17 protein-coding genes are annotated in these 15,743 nt (G+C 74.0%); 10 read left to right on the top strand and 7 right to left on the bottom strand.

Features of this window, described 5'->3' with window-relative positions; translation table 11 throughout:
- The first annotated feature begins 93 nt into the window (after window positions 1-93).
- Window positions 94-915: an HAD family hydrolase gene (locus tag BLW47_RS04665; protein ID WP_091551727.1), complete on the top strand. Its 822-nt coding sequence runs from the start codon at window positions 94-96 to the stop codon at window positions 913-915.
- A complete protein-coding gene (locus BLW47_RS04670; RefSeq protein WP_091552567.1) occupies window positions 915-1,739 on the top strand; it encodes an HAD family hydrolase in 825 nt (274 codons plus the stop codon). The genes BLW47_RS04665 and BLW47_RS04670 overlap by 1 nt, the downstream gene beginning before the upstream one ends.
- On the opposite strand, the gene BLW47_RS04675 is transcribed toward BLW47_RS04670, so the two are convergent.
- The gene (locus BLW47_RS04675; RefSeq protein WP_425435321.1) at window positions 1,736-2,347 is read right to left on the bottom strand and encodes a bacterial proteasome activator family protein; all 612 of its coding nucleotides are present in this window, start codon (window positions 2,345-2,347) and stop codon (window positions 1,736-1,738) included. The two genes, BLW47_RS04670 and BLW47_RS04675, sit on opposite strands and share 4 nt — an antisense overlap.
- 341 nt (window positions 2,348-2,688) lie before the next feature.
- Between BLW47_RS04675 and BLW47_RS04680 the strand changes: the two genes are divergently transcribed.
- Window positions 2,689-3,864, top strand: a complete 1,176-nt coding sequence (locus tag BLW47_RS04680) for an ABC transporter substrate-binding protein (RefSeq protein WP_091551732.1) — start codon at window positions 2,689-2,691, stop codon at window positions 3,862-3,864.
- Between the two features lie 49 nt (window positions 3,865-3,913).
- Here BLW47_RS04680 and ddaH read toward each other — a convergent pair whose 3' ends face one another.
- Window positions 3,914-4,738, bottom strand: coding sequence for a dimethylargininase (gene ddaH / locus BLW47_RS04685; RefSeq protein ID WP_342708805.1), 825 nt, complete (start codon window positions 4,736-4,738; stop codon window positions 3,914-3,916).
- Between the two features lie 66 nt (window positions 4,739-4,804).
- On the opposite strand from ddaH, the gene BLW47_RS04690 reads away from it, so the two are divergent.
- Together BLW47_RS04690 and BLW47_RS04695 are read left to right on the top strand one after the other, a co-directional pair.
- On the top strand, window positions 4,805-5,260 hold the full coding sequence (locus BLW47_RS04690; RefSeq protein ID WP_091551737.1) for an Lrp/AsnC family transcriptional regulator: 456 nt from the start codon (window positions 4,805-4,807) through the stop codon (window positions 5,258-5,260).
- Between the two features lie 38 nt (window positions 5,261-5,298).
- Entirely contained in the window at window positions 5,299-7,200 is a 1,902-nt protein-coding gene (locus BLW47_RS04695) for a beta-propeller domain-containing protein (protein WP_091551739.1), read from the top strand.
- A 72-nt stretch (window positions 7,201-7,272) separates the two neighbouring features.
- Here BLW47_RS04695 and BLW47_RS04700 read toward each other — a convergent pair whose 3' ends face one another.
- The 3 genes from BLW47_RS04700 to mobA all read right to left on the bottom strand — a co-directional run bounded on the left by BLW47_RS04700 (window position 7,273) and on the right by mobA (window position 9,501).
- Window positions 7,273-8,373, bottom strand: coding sequence for a YbjN domain-containing protein (locus tag BLW47_RS04700; protein ID WP_245736343.1), 1,101 nt, complete (start codon window positions 8,371-8,373; stop codon window positions 7,273-7,275).
- 265 nt (window positions 8,374-8,638) lie between these two features.
- Window positions 8,639-8,899, bottom strand: a complete 261-nt coding sequence (locus BLW47_RS04705) for a DUF6457 domain-containing protein (RefSeq protein ID WP_091552572.1) — start codon at window positions 8,897-8,899, stop codon at window positions 8,639-8,641.
- Entirely contained in the window at window positions 8,896-9,501 is a 606-nt protein-coding gene (gene mobA / locus BLW47_RS04710; RefSeq protein WP_091551742.1) for a molybdenum cofactor guanylyltransferase, read from the bottom strand. Before mobA ends, BLW47_RS04705 begins: the two co-directional genes overlap by 4 nt.
- A gap of 90 nt (window positions 9,502-9,591) precedes the next feature.
- On the opposite strand from mobA, the gene fdhD reads away from it, so the two are divergent.
- On the top strand, window positions 9,592-10,437 hold the full coding sequence (gene fdhD / locus BLW47_RS04715) for a formate dehydrogenase accessory sulfurtransferase FdhD (protein ID WP_091551744.1): 846 nt from the start codon (window positions 9,592-9,594) through the stop codon (window positions 10,435-10,437).
- A 7-nt stretch (window positions 10,438-10,444) separates the two neighbouring features.
- Here fdhD and BLW47_RS04720 read toward each other — a convergent pair whose 3' ends face one another.
- Together BLW47_RS04720 and BLW47_RS04725 are read right to left on the bottom strand one after the other, a co-directional pair.
- On the bottom strand, window positions 10,445-11,515 hold the full coding sequence (locus BLW47_RS04720; protein ID WP_091551747.1) for a DUF4192 domain-containing protein: 1,071 nt from the start codon (window positions 11,513-11,515) through the stop codon (window positions 10,445-10,447).
- Between the two features lie 101 nt (window positions 11,516-11,616).
- Window positions 11,617-12,126, bottom strand: coding sequence for a GNAT family N-acetyltransferase (locus tag BLW47_RS04725; RefSeq protein ID WP_091551750.1), 510 nt, complete (start codon window positions 12,124-12,126; stop codon window positions 11,617-11,619).
- 67 nt (window positions 12,127-12,193) lie between these two features.
- Between BLW47_RS04725 and BLW47_RS04730 the strand changes: the two genes are divergently transcribed.
- The 4 genes from BLW47_RS04730 to BLW47_RS04745 are packed head-to-tail and all read left to right on the top strand — an operon-like array spanning window position 12,194 to window position 15,742.
- Window positions 12,194-13,084 (top strand): fructosamine kinase family protein, encoded by an 891-nt coding sequence (locus BLW47_RS04730; RefSeq protein ID WP_091551753.1) that lies wholly within the window; start codon window positions 12,194-12,196, stop codon window positions 13,082-13,084.
- A 17-nt stretch (window positions 13,085-13,101) separates the two neighbouring features.
- Window positions 13,102-14,133, top strand: a complete 1,032-nt coding sequence (gene moaA / locus BLW47_RS04735) for a GTP 3',8-cyclase MoaA (RefSeq protein ID WP_091551756.1) — start codon at window positions 13,102-13,104, stop codon at window positions 14,131-14,133.
- Window positions 14,130-14,396, top strand: a complete 267-nt coding sequence (locus tag BLW47_RS04740) for a MoaD/ThiS family protein (protein ID WP_091551759.1) — start codon at window positions 14,130-14,132, stop codon at window positions 14,394-14,396. Before moaA ends, BLW47_RS04740 begins: the two co-directional genes overlap by 4 nt.
- Before the next feature lie 41 nt (window positions 14,397-14,437).
- Window positions 14,438-15,742, top strand: a complete 1,305-nt coding sequence (locus BLW47_RS04745) for a metallophosphoesterase (protein WP_091552574.1) — start codon at window positions 14,438-14,440, stop codon at window positions 15,740-15,742.
- Window position 15,743 lies beyond the last annotated feature (1 nt).

The following is a 15,743-nucleotide window of genomic DNA, read 5'->3' on the forward strand; positions in this document are numbered from 1 at the left end:
GGAAGTAGGCCTCACTTCCCCCGGAAGTAATGGTGCGGTCGCATTCAGCGAGGTACGTTTGCTGCCCCGCCGTTCCGGGGTGAAGGAGGAACGATGCCGCGCCCCGGTCTCCCGAAGCTGATCGCGACCGATCTCGACGGCACCCTGGTCCGCACGGACGAGACCGTCTCCGCGTACACCCACGGGGTTCTCGACCGGGTCAGGGCGGCCGGGATACCGGTGGTCGGCGCGACCGGACGCGGCCCCCGGCTGGCCGAGCTCACCCGCAACGACATCCGCGCCGCCGATTTCCTGGTCATGGCGAACGGCGGCCGGGTGGTCGACCAGACCGACCCGAGCGGCCCCGTGGTGCTGCGGGACGAGCGGATCTCGGGCGCGATGCTGGCCGAGCTGATCGCGGAGCTGGAGGCGGCGATCGGGCCGCTGACCGTGATGGTCGAGGCGCTGGACGCGGTCGACGCCCCGCTGTGGGGGGACCCGGATCCGTCCTGGCGCTACCCCGACCGGTTCGAGGCACGGACCCGGGCGGAGTGCCTGCGCGGCGATGTGATCAAGGCGTTCGCCCGGGCCGCAGACCACGACGTCGACGTCCTGCTGGCTCGGGCGCGCGAGGTGATGCCGCCCGAGCTCGCCACCGTCACGCAGTCCGGGCTGGGCTTCATCGAGATCTGTCCGCCGCGGGTGGACAAGGCCACCGGGCTCTCCGTGGTGGCGCAGGCGCTCGGCGTCGATCCGTCGGAGGTGCTGGTTTTCGGGGACATGCCGAACGACCTGCCGATGTTCGAGTGGGCGGGGTGGAGCCGGGTGGCGGTCGCCAACGCGCACCCGGCGTTGCGGGCGGTCGCCGACGAGGTCACGTTAAGCAACGATGACGACGGAGTGGCGGTGTACCTGGATCGGCTACTGTCCCGGTGATGGGACAGCCGCCACGACTCATCGCCACGGACCTCGACGGGACGCTGCTCCGCCCCGACAAGTCGGTCAGCGCGCGGACCGCCGCCGCGCTGGAGCGGGTCTCCGCGCAGGGCGTGCGGGTCGTGCTGGTCACCGGTCGCCCCGTGCGCTGGCTGGACCTGGTCTACCAGCAGTTGCACGCGCCCGTGCCCGCGGTCTGCGCCAACGGGGCGGTCGTCTACGACCCGGTCACCGACGAGGTGCTCCGTGCCGACCCGCTCGCCCCCGACCTGATGGCCGAGGTGGTCCGCCGGCTGCGTGCCGAGGTACCCGGCGTGGTCTTCGCGGTGGAGGTGCAGGACGGGCGCCTGATGCGGCACGGCGAGGACTGGCCGACGCACTGGAACAGCGACCATCCGACCGCCCGGCTGGTCGCCACCCCGGAGGAACTGCTCTCCGCGCCCGCGGTGAAGCTGCTGGCGCGCAGCACGCAGGACCCGGAGGTGTTCGTGAAGACGGTGGCGGGCGCCATCGCCGGGCTCGCCGAGGCCACCCACTCGTCGTACTCGGGGCTCGTGGAGATCTCGGCGGCCGGGGTGACGAAGGCCGCGGGGCTCGCCTGGCTCTGCTCCCGGTTCGGGCTGACCGCGGCCGACGTGATCGCCTTCGGGGACATGCCGAACGACGTGCCGATGCTGACCTGGGCCGGGCGGGCGGTGGCGGTCGCCAACGCCCACCCGACCGTGCGGGAGATCGCCGACGCGGTGACGGCGTCGAACTCCGAGGACGGCGTCGCCGCCTACCTGGAAGAGCTGTTCGCGCTCGGGTCGCCGGACCGGACCTAGAGGTACTGGCCGGTGCGGCTGGGGTCCTCGCCGGGCTGGCCCGGCTGCCCGGGCATCCCCGGCACCATCCCCGGCCCCACCGGCAGCGCCCGGCGCCCGCCGGTGCGCATCTGCTCCAGCTGCATCCGCGCGGCCATCTGCTGCGCGACCAGCGCCGCCTGGATGCCGTGGAAGAGCCCCTCCAGCCAGCCGACGAGCTGTGCCTGGGCGACCCGTAGCTCGGCCTCGCTCGGGGTGGCGCCCTCCTCGAACGGCAGCGAGAGCCGCGCCAGCTCCTCGCGCAGTTCCGGCGCGAGCCCGTCCTCCAGCTCGGTGATCGACCGCTGGTGGATCTCGCGGAGCCGGTGCCGGCTCGCCTCGTCGAGTGGCGCCGCCCGCACCTCCTCGAGCAGCTGCTTGATCATGCTGCCGATGCGCATCACCTTCGCCGGCTGCTCGATCAGCCGCGACGGGTCCTCGGCGTCGGTCTCGCCGTCGGCGTCGCTCTCGACGGTGCCCACCGGGCGGCCGTCGGGCCCGACCACGACGACCGCGCCGGGGGCGCTCGGGACCGAGGGCTTCGGCTCGTTCTCTTCCGGGTTTCGCGGCGCTTCGGTCATGCGATCCATCTTCGCTCAGCGACCGCCCCGGCCGTGCGCCGGGATCCAGGATCCCCGCGATCGCGTACCCTTTCAGTTACCGATCGTAGTGGCCGCCCGTCGGCATCCTCGGCCTCCGCTGGTCCGGAGCGCGGCCCGGCGGGAGCGCGCGCTACGGCAGGCAGGCCGGCCTTCCGGCTGGTCAAGACCGGCATAACGGGATCTTTCGGTGGCAGGGCGGCGACGTCGGCGTACGCCGGCGCGATCGGACCAGCGCCACCGAAGATCACGCGGCATTGACGCAGCGTCGCGAACCGGGTAGAACGCCGAGGGGGTCGGATCGGCCCGACGACCGCGTGGAAGGACAGCCCGTGTCGCAGATGGACCGCCGGCAGGCACTGAAGCTCCTGGCCGCGCTCGGCGCGACCGGGCTCGTCGCCGCGTGCACGGACGGGGATTCCGACTCCGACGCCGGTGAGCCGGTACGGATCGGTCTGATCGCGCCGCAGACCGGCGGCTACAAGCCGATCGGGCAGGAACTGGTCAACGGGTTCCAACTCTTCCTCGACCTGAACAACAAGCGACTCGGCGACCACCCCGTCGAGCTGCTGATCGCCGACGAGGGCGAGAGCGAACAGAGCGGCAAGGCGGCGGCGGAGCGGCTCATCAGGGACGGCGTCCTCGCGCTGACCGGCGTCGCCAACTCCGCGGCCATGCTCGGGCTGCGCGAGACGGTGGAGCAGGCGAGGATCCCGTTGATCGGCTCCAACGCGTCGCCGCGCAGTCTCCAGGGCGTCGTCTACATCTGGCGCACCTCGTACATCACCGATGAGCCCGGAACGGCGCTGGCGGCGTACGTGAAGAAGGAGGTCCCCCGGGGGAAGGTGGGGATCATCGCGGCGGACTACTCCGCCGGGCGGGACGCCGTCCAGGGCTTCCAGGAGGCGTTCGGCCGGGACGGGCGGCTCGGCAAGCCGGTCTGGTCGACGTTCCAGACCAGCCCCGGCAAGCGCGCCTACCAGCGGGACATCGCGGAACTGCTGGCCGACGACCCGGCGGCGGTCTACTGCTTCTTCGCGGGCGCCGCGGCCGTCGAGTTCATCCGGCAGCTCCGCGCGACCGGCTACGACGGGCGGATCTACGCCCCCGGCTTCCTCACCGAGGGCAACGTCCTCGACGAGCTCGGCGCCGACGCCGTGGGGACGCGCACCGCCCTCAACTACTCCTCCGACCTGAGCAACGCGGCGAACACGCGGTTCGCGGCGGCCTACCGCAAGAAGCACGGGACCTCCCCCACCACGTACGCGGTCGCGTCCTACGACGCCGCGCACGTGCTGGACAAGGCGATCCGCAACGCCGGCGCGCGCCCGACATCGCAGCAGGTCAACCTGGCGCTCGGCACGGTCGGCCAGGTGGACAGCCCGCGCGGCCCGTGGCAGTTCAACCAGGGGCGCACGCCGCAGCAGAAGTGGTACCTGCGCGAGGTGCGCCGCGACGGGCCGGTCTACGGCAACGTCCTGATCGACGAGCTCACCACGCTCGGCTGACGGAAAGGGCCCCGCCGTCGGCGGGGCCCTTTCGCAGTGTCCGTACGGCTCAGTGGCGCAGCTCCGCCACGCAGCACTTCACGCTGCCGCCGCCCTTCTTCAGCTCCGACAGCTCGACCGGCACCGGCACGTAGCCGGCCGCCGCCACCCTGGCCGCCATGCCGCTCGCCTCGTCGTTGAGCACGACGTGCCGGCCGTCGCCGACCAGGTTCAACCCGAACGCCAGGGCGTCCGCCTCGTCGGCCAGCACCGCGTCCGGGAACAGCTGCCGCAGGACCCGCTGCGAGGCCGGCGAGAACGCGCCCGGGAAGTAGGTGACCGTCCGGTCGTCGAGCGCCGCGAGCGCAGTGTCGAGGTGGTAGAAGCGCGGGTCGACCAGCCGCAGCGAGACCGCGGGCCGGCCGAGGACGTCCTGCGCCTGTGCGTGCGCGGCCGGCTCCGTGCGGAAGCCGTAGCCGGCGAGGATCGTCCCGCCGTACGCGTCCGGCAGGTAGGCGAAGTCCCCCTCGCCCTCGTTCACCTCGCTCGGCGCCACGTACGTCCAGCCCTGCGCCTCGTAGAACTCCCGGTGCGCCGCGGCCTCGGCGGCGCGCTGCGGGTACTTGAACCGGGCGCCGTAGACCGTCCCGTCGACGACGAATCCGCCGTTGGCGGCGAAGACCATGTCCGGCAGTCCGGCCCGCGGCGGCAGCACGTGCACGGTGTGCCCGAGGTCGACGAGCGTCTCGCGCAGCCGTTCCCACTGCTTCAGCGCCAGCTCGACGTCGACCGGCGTGGACGTGTCCATCCACGGGTTGATCACGTACTCGACCGTGAAGTGCTCCGGCGGGCACATCAGGTATGTCCGCTTTCGCGGGTTCCGCTGCTGGGTCACGGACAAAGAGTAGGTACGCTGCAGCGGCGATAACAGCCGCAACTGTTGCTTGCGAGAGGCGGAACGTTGCAGATCGACGAGGTAGATCAGCGGATCATTGCGTCTTTGGTCGCCGACGCCCGGGCCTCGTACGCCGACATCGGCGCGCGCGTCTCGCTCTCCGCTCCCGCCGTGAAGCGCCGGGTCGACCGGCTGCGTTCCGCCGGGGTCATCCGGGGCTTCACGGCCGTGGTCGACCCCGCCGCGGTCGGCTGGAACACCGAGGCCTTCGTCGAGCTCTTCTGCACCGGTCGCACCACGCCGGCCCAGATCGCGACGGCGACCCGGCGGCACACCGAGGTCGTCGGCGCGTACACCGTGTCGGGCGAGGCCGACGCCCTCGTCCACCTGCGCGCCGCCGACATCTCCCACCTCGAGCAGGCGCTCGAACGGCTCCGGGCCGAGCCGTTCGTCACCTCGACCCGCAGCATGATCGTCCTCTCCCGACTGGTCGACGGCGCCACGGCGATCACGCCGAACTGACCGGGAACCGGACGGCGCGGCGCCGCGTCCAACCCGGCATGACACCCCGCCGCCGTCTCGCCGCAGGCGTCGCGGTCCTCCTGTTGGCCGGCTGCGACGCCGCGCCGCGCCGCGAGCCGGCCCAACCGGCGCCGCCGCTGCGGCTCGTCGCGTTCGACTCCTGCACCGACGTGCTCGCCGGGCTGAGGGCCGCGGCGAAAAAGAGCGTGGGGCCGTGGGGCCTGCCGGGCTCCATCGATTACAGCTTCCGGACCGGCCTCGACCGCGGCGGCAACCCCGCCGCGGCGGCCGAGTCCGCCGCGGGTGGCGGCGCCCCTGCCGGGCCCGACCACTCCGGCACCAACACGCACGAGGCCGGCGTCGACGAGCCGGACATCGTCAAGACGGACGGCCGGCGGATCGTCACGGTCAGCGCGGGGGTGCTGCGCAGCGTCGACCCGCACACCCGCCGCGTCACCGGCGAGCTGGCGCTGGCCACCGGCGATGAGGCCGAGGGGTACCGGTGGGCGCAGAGCAGCCTGCTGCTGCACGGCGACCGCGCGCTCGTGCTCATCTCCGGCCACGGCCGGGGCGGAGCGCGACCGGACATCGCGGGCGACTCGATGATCGTCGCCGGCCCCGAGCGACCCGTGCTGCTCCTGGTCGACCTGGCCGGGGCACCCAAGCTGCTCGGTCGGTACCGCATCGACGGCGCCCTCGTCGACGCCCGCCAGGTCGGCGGCGCCGCCCGCGTCGTCGTCCGGTCCTCGCCCCGGCTGACCTTCCCGGCGCCGCGCGGCGGCACCGACGCCCAGCGCCTCGCCGCCAACCGCGAGGCGATCGACGCGGCCCCGATCGAGGCGTGGCTCCCACGGTACGAGATCGACTCCGGGGGCCGCACCACCAGCGGCCGGATCGGGTGCGACCGCCTCCGCCATCCGGACACGTACTCCGGGACCTCGATGGTGACGGTGCTCAGCTTCGACCTGACCCGGCCCGAGTTCGGCGACGGCGACCCCCTGACGGTGCTCGCCGACGGCGACACGGTCTACAGCAACGGCGCGAACCTCTACGTCGTGAACGACCAGCGCTGGCGGGTCGTGCCGGGGCGGGCGGACTCGGCCGCGCCCGAACAGAGCAGCGAGATCTACCAGTTCGCCCTCGGGCCGTCGGGACGGCCGCGCTTCGTGACGTCGACCAAGGTGCCGGGCTGGCTGATCAACCAGTACGCGATGTCCGAATGGGACGGACACCTTCGGGTCGCCACCACATCGGGATTTGGCGGCGATCCCGCCCAGCAGAGCTCCACTGTCTACGTGCTCCGGGCCGACGGCCGGACCCTGCGCGAGACAGGGCGCCTCGGCGGGCTCGGGAAGCGGGAGCGGATCTACGCGGTGCGCTTCACGGGCGACAAGGCGTACGTGGTGACGTTCCGGCAGATCGACCCGCTCTACACAGTGGATCTTCGGGAGCCGGGGGCGCCCCGGCTCGTCGGCGAGCTCAAAATCACCGGATATTCGGCGTACCTGCATCCGGTCGACAGTGGACGGCTGATCGGCGTCGGCCAGGAGGCGACGGATCGCGGCCGGGTCACCGGCACCCAGGTGTCGCTCTTCGACGTGGCCGACCCGGCCAAGCCCACCCGGATCGCCCAGCACCACGTGCCGGAGGCATCGTCGGAGGCCGAGCACGACCCGCACGCGTTCCTCTACTGGCCGCCGCAGCGGCTGCTGGTCATGCCCCTCGACACCGCCAACGGCCCCGGCGCCCTCGCCCTGCGTGTCACCGACGACGGGCTCACCCGACTCGGCGTGCTCACCCATCCGAAGGCCGCACAGGGCGCCGTGCCGGTACGCCGGTCGCTGGTCGTGGGCGACACGCTCTGGACGTTGTCCGACGACGGACTGCTGGCCACCGATCTGTCCACGATGGAGAGGCTCGGCTGGACGCCCTTGACCTGACTCTCCTCCCCAGGTGGTGTGGGGCCCGGTTTCGGCGTGCCGGGCCCCACACGCCGCTCGGTGAGGTCGCTCCTACAGGTACATCCCGGTCCGGTGCTCACCCGGATCCCGCTGGGCCGGCTTGTCCCCCTCGCCGAAGAAACGCTTACCGCCGAACTCGCCGTGCAGCCGATCGTCCAACTCGTCCGCCAAGCCGGTCATCACCTGGATCGCGAGCATGAGATGGCTGGCCTGGAAGTTCCGGCCGAACACGGGCACCGACGCCCACACCGTGTCCTCGGTGCAGTACAGCCGACCGATCGGCATCCGGTTGGTCAGCTCGGAGAGCCGGACGTAGAGCCGCTCGGTCGGCTCGACCTCGGTGAGCACCGGGGAGAAGACGTCGACCAGCGGCGGATTGTCCCGCACCCGGACGAAGACCATCGCCGAACCGGCGCGGATGCTCACGTCCCCGTCGGAGTCGACCTGCAGCTGCTCCGGATTGCTCTTCATCATCGTGGCGACGACCGTGCGTACCCGCTCGTCGAGCGGGATTGCCTCCGCGTCGCGCTGCGCCGAACGGGCCGCCTCCAGCGCCGCGTCGAGATCGCCGTTCCGCACCGCCTCGGGACGCGCGGCGCCGATCGGCTCCGCCTCGATCGGTTCATCGTCGGCGTCGTGCACGAGGTAGACCAGGAACGCCGGGTGCGGCGCGCCGTAGACGTCGCGGAGCGTGCGGGCGATCGTCGCGGCGAGGCGGCCGGCCTGCGCGGTCGTGGTGCTCAGCCCGAAGTCCTCACCCGAGCCCTCCACCACACCCGGCGGGGACCAGCCGAGCGCGACGAGGTCCGCGACCGCGGCCCGGTCCATCCGGAATCCCGGCGGCAGGGCGGCGTTGCCGACCGCCAGCGCGGTGATCCGGCCGTCGTCGCCGATCTGAACGCTGACCGAGTAGATCGCGTCGCCGGTGCCGGAGGCTGTCGGGTCCAGGGTCAGCTCGACGCGCGCCCCGGCCGGCAGCCGCGGCAGCGCGTCGCCGAGCGCGCGCGCGAACTCCTGCCACGCCTCGCGCACCTTGGCGCGCAGATCCGCCGTCGTCGGTTCGTCGAGCAGCACCGGGTCCAGGTATTGGGCCGCGTCCCCGGGCTGCTCACGGGCCTGGTCGCTCGCCGCGCCCGCGCCGTCGTCCGCCATGATGATCACCCTCCCCGTCCGTCGGCCACAACCCTATCGACCGGACCGGCGGGCCGGCGCGCCCGGCTCTGGCGGGCGAGGGCACCCGGTACGCGCCCGTCGCGCGTGATCGGAGCGCGACCCGGGCCGCAGGTGCCGGGCGTCGGCCTGGCAGCACCGGATCGCGGACCGGGGAACGGCCGGCCCCGCGGGATCGGCGGTCAGGGAACCGCAGGCGCCGCGGGATCGTGGGTCACGCGGGCGGCCGGCGCCGCGGGCTCGTGGATCAGGGGGCGGCCGACGCCGCCCCGGGGGTCGCGGAGGGCCAGGTGGCCGCAAGCGCGGTGAGCCGCGCCGCCGCCGTCGCGGGATCGGCGCCGCGACCCACGGCGAGGCCCAGCAGGTACGCCGTGACCGGCGCACCCGGACGCACCACGTTGTGCGCCACGTCCCGTGCCAGGTCCAGCACGAGCCTCGTCCGGGCGTCGTCCGGCGCCAGGCCCAGCTCCCGGCAGGCCGTCGCGGTCCACTCGTCCAGCACGTTCATCGCGCCCACTCCTCCGCACGTCGCAGGTCGGCGTCAGTGTCGCAGTCGAACCACGGCGGCGGCCCCGACCCGGGCCACGCGATCTCGGCGACGGTCAGGCCGCCGAGCAGCCCCCGCATCGAGGCCCCCGCCAACCCCTCCGGTCGCGCGGCGGCGAGCCGGGCGAGCGCCGCCCGCAGGGGACCCACGCGCCACATCCCGCAGAGCGACTGCCGCCGCCCGTCGTCGTCGACGTAGACGGCGCCGTCCGACGTGGACGCGTGAACGGCGTCGTAGAGCCGCAGCACGGCCGGCGTGGTCAGCAGCGGCAGATCGGCCGCGAGCACCGCGACCAGCTGGGCGCCGGGGTCGAGCAGCTCGATACCGGCGGCGATCGCGGCGACCGGTCCGCCGCCCGGCGGGTCCTCGCGGATCCACCGCACCGCGCCGGGCACGGCGACGTCGGTCCGGGGTCCGACGACGACGCACGGGTCGGCCGGCGCGACGGCCGCGAGCACCCGGTGCAGCATGGCCCGGCCGGCGACGGGCAGCGCAGGCTTGTGGACACCGTTCATCCGGCGGGCCGCGCCACCCGCCAGCACCGCCGCCGCGAACGCCGCCATCGCCCCACCGTAGCGCCGTCACCGGCCGGCCCGGCCGGCCCAACGTCGGGGCGCGCGGGCGAATTGACCGTCCTGGCGGAGAATGACGGCATGGGACGGGCTACTGATCGGCGTTCGGTGCTGCGAATCGATCTCTCGACCGACGGGGGAGCGGTGCGACGGCCGGACACACTCGCCGCGGAGGAGCCGCTGGAGATCCGGGTCGGGACGCGGGGGCCGGAGCGGCGACCGCCGCTCGCCGTCACCATGCGCACCCCCGGCGACGACCTGGATCTGGCGGTCGGCTTCCTGCTCACCGAGGGGTTGATCCGGGACGCCGACGACGTGCTGACCGCCCAGCTCTGCGCCGGAACCGACACCCCGAACACCTACAACGTGGTGGACGTGGTGCTCGCCGCGCACGTCCCGGCGCCGCAGACCGACCCCACCCGGAACTTCTACACCACGAGCTCCTGCGGCGTCTGCGGCAAGGCGAGCATCGACGCGGTGCGGACGCGGTCCCGGTTCACCGTCGCCGACGACCCGGTGACGGTCACGGCGGCCACGCTCGCCGGACTGCCGGACCGGCTCCGCGCCGCCCAGCGTGCCTTCGAGCGCACCGGCGGCCTGCACGCGGCCGGGCTGTTCACGCCCGACGGCGAACTGGTCGTGCTTCGCGAGGACGTCGGACGGCACAACGCGGTCGACAAGGTGATCGGCTGGGCGGTGCGCGAGCGGCGGCTGCCGCTGCGCGGACACGTGCTGCTCGTGTCGGGCCGGGCCAGCTTCGAGCTCACCCAGAAGGCCTGGATGGCCGGGGTCCCGCTGCTCGCCGCGGTGTCGGCCCCGAGCACCCTGGCGGCGGACCTGGCCGCCGAGGCCGGCATGACGCTGGTCGGCTTCCTGCGCGGCCCCACCATGAACGTCTACGCCGGCGGGCATCGGGTGCTGACCTGAGGACCGCTCACGCCCGCGCGCGCCGGCGACGGCCCCGTGACCCCGGCGCCCGGCGCCGGTCGGGAGGCGCCGGGCTCACCTCGGGCCAGCCGTCCAGGGTGGCGGGCGGAACGCCCTGCCGCAGCACGTCGGCCATCAGCAACGCCATCGAGTAGCCGGGGTCGCAGCCCAGCGCCCGCTCCACCGCGACGCCGGCCAGCGCCCCCTGCCCGGCGCGCCACGCCGCGAACGCGAGCAGACTCGCCGGCGCGGCCACCAGGTCCGGCTGCGCCCGGCGCGCCACCTCGGTCCAGAGCTCGACGTGCCAGTCGTCGTCGCCGATGCGCTCCCACGCGTGGTCGCGGACCGGCAGATGCAGCAGCAGCACGGTCAACCAGGCCGTCTCGTCATCGGTCAGCCGGCCCCGTTCGCGATGCCGCTCCATCGCCTCGCGCACCGCCGCCGCACCCGCCTCGCGCAGCGCGCGCCCGCCGAGCAGGTCCGCCGACGGCGCCCGCTCCAACAGCATGCCGAGCCGCTCGTCCGCCCGCGTCGTGGCCTGCCGCATCGACTCCGCGGCCAGCCCGTCGACGGGCGCGACCTGTCGGGTGAGCGCGTCGCGCCCCGGCAGCGCGACGTGGCCGGCGACGGTCGCGGCCGCGGCCACTTGGCTGGCGGCCGGGTCGAAGGGGGTGCCCTCGGGCGGGCAGCAGTCGGGGTTGTCGCAGGTGTAGGACCAGTAGCGTCCGTCCGTGACGCGCAGCGAGTCGAGCACGCGTACGCCCCGCTCCCGCAGCGCCGCGCCGACCGCCGCGACCACCGCGGTCACCCGCTGCGGCGGCCCGTACCCGAGGACGGTCGCGCTCTGCGCCTCCTGCCGTGCGACGACGGCGGCGACGTGCGCCGCGGCGGCGTCGGGCGTGGGCCCGCCGCCCGCGGGGTCGGGCACGTCGCCACGGGCGACGAACGTGATCTTCTTGCCGCGCATCGCGACCACCACGACGCTGTCGGCCGGGTGGAACCCCAGCAGATAGGGGACGGCCGCGATCAGATCGGCGATGGAACGCACGGACAGCCTGGTCGGCTCGGTCGAGGTCATGGCGGGAGCCTGGCCGCCACGCACCGTGATCGCCAGGAGCCCCGGTCGCACCTGTGGACGACACGCGGGTTATCCACAGGCACGGAGAGTATCCGCGCTGGTCAGGAGCGGAATTGCAGATCGTGCAGCGCCATTCCGTCCCGCCAGCGCTGCGCCTGCCGCCCGAGATCGAGGGTCAACTCGAGCGCGGACAGCACGTCGTAGCCGGCGCCGTGCAGGCAGCGCAGCGCCTCGAGGTTGCGGGACTCCGGCGAGATCGTCAGCCGGGTCAGTCCCCGCCGCCGGGCCTGTTCCGCCACGTGATCGAGCAGTGCCCGCCCCACGCCCCGCCCGCGCCGCCCGGCCGTCACGACCACCGGCTCCACGACCCCCGTCCGGCCCTTCATGAGAAGCCCGACCAGACCGATCACCCCGTCGGCCGGATCCTCGGCGACCCACAACCCGGACAGGTCCAGCCGGGTCAGGTATTCGTCGAATGCCGCGCCGGGGTCCGCCCCGCCGAAGCCCGGGTCGTCGTAGAGTTCGCGGTGCTGCTCGGCCAGTTCAACCCAGAGCCGACGTCCCGCGCGGTGGTCGTGCGGCCGGTAGGGGCGGATCGACACATCGGTCATGGTTCATGCTTACTCCGCATAGCCGGGCCGCGACACCCGGTTGGTGGGAAACGGTTACGTTGCGCCCATGGATCTGTCGTACCTGCGCTCGCACCCGCAGCACCTTCCGACATTCCTGACGCACCAGCGGATCCGCGAGACCCCCGTCCCCGGCGGTGACATCTGCACCACGACGCGTCTCACCCTGGACGACGGCGCCTCGATCTTCGCCAAGACCTGGCCCGAGCGCGCGGCCGCACCCGCGCCGGACGGGTTCTTCGCGGCGGAGGCGGCGGGGCTGCGCTGGCTGCGCGCCGCGGACGCGGTCGCGGTCCCCGAGGTGATCGTGGCCCTGCCGACGCTGCTCGCGCTCGAATGGATCGACCCGGGACCGCCGACACCGGCCGCGGCGGAGCGGCTCGGGCGGGACCTGGCCGCGCTGCACCGCGCCGGCGCCCCGGCCTTCGGCGCGGAGTGGGTGGGCTTCGTCGGCGCGCTGCCGCAGGACAACACCCCCTCGGCCGGCCCGTGGCCGCAGTGGTTCGCGCAGCGCCGGCTGGAGCCGTATCTGCGGCGGTCCGTGGCGAACGGCGCGTTGTCCGCCGCCGAGGTCGCGCTGGTCGAGCGGGTGATCTCCCGGATCGACGGGTACGGCGGCGCCGAGCCGCCGGCGCGGATCCACGGCGATCTGTGGCCCGGCAACGTGCTGTGGGGCGCGGACGGGCGACCGTGGCTCGTCGACCCCGCCGCGCACGGCGGGCACCGGGAGACCGACCTCGCCCAGCTCGCCCTCTTCGGCGGGGCGCCGCACCTCGACCGGATCGTCGACGCGTACCGCGAGACGTGGCCGCTCGCGGACGGCTGGCGCGAGCGCCGTCCCCTGCACCAGCTCCATCTCCTCCTGGTGCACACCACGCTCTTCGGCGCGGCATACCGGGATGCGGTCGCCCGGGCCGCCCGTGCCGTGCTGCGGTCATGACGCGCTACCGTCGAGCGATGACGATCGCGGGGGAGCCGGGGGGCGGGCTCGTCGACCGCTACGGCCGGGTCGCGACCGACCTGCGGGTGTCGCTGACTGACCGGTGCAACCTGCGGTGCACGTACTGCATGCCCGCGGAGGGCCTGGCGTGGCTGCCCGGCCCGGACGTGTTGACCGACGACGAGGTCGGACGGTTGATCCGGGTGGCCGTCGAGCGGCTCGGCGTGACCGAGGTCCGGTTCACCGGCGGGGAACCGCTGCTCCGTCCCGGTCTGCCGCGCATCGTCGCCGCGGCCGCCGCGCTGACGCCGCGCCCCACCCTGTCGCTCACGACGAACGGCATCGGCCTCGCCCGGCTCGCCGGGCCGCTGCGCGCCGCCGGACTTGACCGGGTGAACGTCTCGCTGGACACGCTCGATTCGGACCGGTTCGCCCAGCTGACCCGGCGGCGACGGCTGCCCGACGTGCTCGCCGGGCTGGCCGGCGCGGCCGACGCGGGGCTCGGCCCCGTCAAGATCAACGCTGTGCTGATGCGCGGCGTCAACGACACCGAGGCCCCCGAGCTGCTCCGGTTCGCGCTGGCACACGGCTACGAGCTGCGCTTCATCGAGCAGATGCCGCTGGACGCGCAGCACTCATGGGACCGCGCGGCGATGATCACCGCGGCGGAGATCCTCGACCGGCTGGCGGCCGAGTTCATCCTGCTGCCCGACCCGGTGGCCCGGGGTGGGGCGCCGGCCGAGACCTGGCTCGTCGACGGCTTCACCGCGCCGGACGGCGGCCCCGCCCGGGTCGGTGTGATCGGCAGCGTGACCCGTCCCTTCTGCGGCGACTGCGACCGCACCCGGCTCACCGCCGACGGACAGGTCCGGGCCTGCCTGTTCGCCACCGAGGAGTCGGATCTGCGCGGAACGCTGCGCGCGGGCGCCGACGATGCGGAGCTGGCCCGGCGCTGGCGCGCGGCGATGTGGGGCAAGCGGGCGGGGCACGGCATCGACGACCCGTCGTTCCTGCAGCCGGCTCGCCCGATGTCGGCGATCGGGGGGTGAGCGGAATCGACGGGAACAGCACGGTCACCGTGCGCTACTTCGCCGGGGCGCGGGCCGCGGCCGGGGTGACCGAGGAACGGCTGCCGTGCGGGCTGGACCGTGCCGCCCTGGTCGCCGAGTTGAGCTCCCGGCACGGCGCACGACTCGGCGCGGTGCTCGCGGTGGCGAGTTTTCTGGTCGACGGGATGGCCTGGCATGATCATGGGGCGACGCTGCCCGCAGGTGCCACCGTCGACGTGTTACCGCCGTTCGCGGGCGGCTGAGGGGAGCTGGCGTAGTGGCGGTCCTGGGTTTCGCGACCACGATGGCGGTCGTCACCGGCCTGATTCACCTGTACCTGTGGAAACGGCTGATCCGCGACACCACCCGACCCGGGCGTGGGCGTCGCGTCGGCGGTCTCGTGATGCTCGCCCTGGCGGTGCTCGTGCCGGCCACGCTGGTCGGGACCCGGTCGGGCGTCACCTGGCTGGCCTGGCCGGGTTACATCTGGCTGGCCGTCATGTTCTACCTGTTGGTGATCCTGGCCGTGCTCGAGCTGCCGCTGCTGCCGGTGCGGATCGCGCTGCGCCGGCGCTCCCGCCGCCCCGCCCCGCGACCCGAGCCGCGGCCGGAGCCGGCGCTGGTCGGCGCGACCGAACCGGTGGCAAGCTCCCCGGCGGACCCGGAGCCGGCGCGGCCGGGCGTGACCGACCCGGCGGAGCGCACCGCGGCCATCGACCCGTCCGTCCCGCCGCCCGCCACGCCGCCGGCCGGGCCGGCGCCGGACCACGACCCGCAGCGGCGGCTGCTGCTCGCCCGCGGCGCCGCGATCTTCGCCGGCCTGACCGCCGCCGGGCTCACCGGGTACGGCGTGCGGACCGCCCTGGCACCGCCCCGGCTGGACCGGGTGCAGATCCCCCTGGCGAAACTCCCGCGGAGCATGGACGGGTTCCGGATCGCGACGGTCTCCGACATCCACCTCGGCCCGCTGAACGGGCGCGCCCGTACGGAACGCATCGTGGCGATGATCAACCAGCTGGACGCGGACGTCGTGGCGGTGGTCGGCGACCTGGTGGACGGAACGGTCGGCGAGCTGGGGCCCGCCGCGGCCCCGCTGCGGGACCTCCGGTCGCGCCACGGCGCCTTCTTCGTCACCGGCAACCATGAGTACTACTCCGGCGCCGAGGAGTGGATCGACGAGCTGGGGCGGCTCGGTCTGCGCGTGCTGCAGAACGAGCGGCTGGAGATCGCGGCGCGCGGCGGGGTGCTCGACCTCGCGGGGGTCAACGACGTGACGGGCGCCAGCGCGGGCCCGGGGTCCGGGCCGGACTACGCCAGGGCGCTCGGCGGACGGGATCCGGGCCGGCCCGTCGTGTTGATGGCGCACCAGCCGGTGCAGGCGCACGAGGCGGCGCGGCACGGGGTGGACCTGCAGCTGTCCGGCCACACCCACGGCGGCCAGATCGTCCCGTTCAATTACCTGGTCCGGCTGCAGCAGCCGGTCGTCTCCGGGCTGGGGACGGTCGACGGCACGCAGGTCTATGTGACCAACGGCGCGGGATTCTGGGGACCGCCCGTCCGGGTCGGCGCGCCGCCGCAGGTCAGCCTCGTCGAGCTGCGCAGCGCCTGAC

It is taken from the genome of Micromonospora pattaloongensis, assembly GCF_900107255.1.
Lineage (GTDB): Bacteria > Actinomycetota > Actinomycetes > Mycobacteriales > Micromonosporaceae > Micromonospora_I > Micromonospora_I pattaloongensis.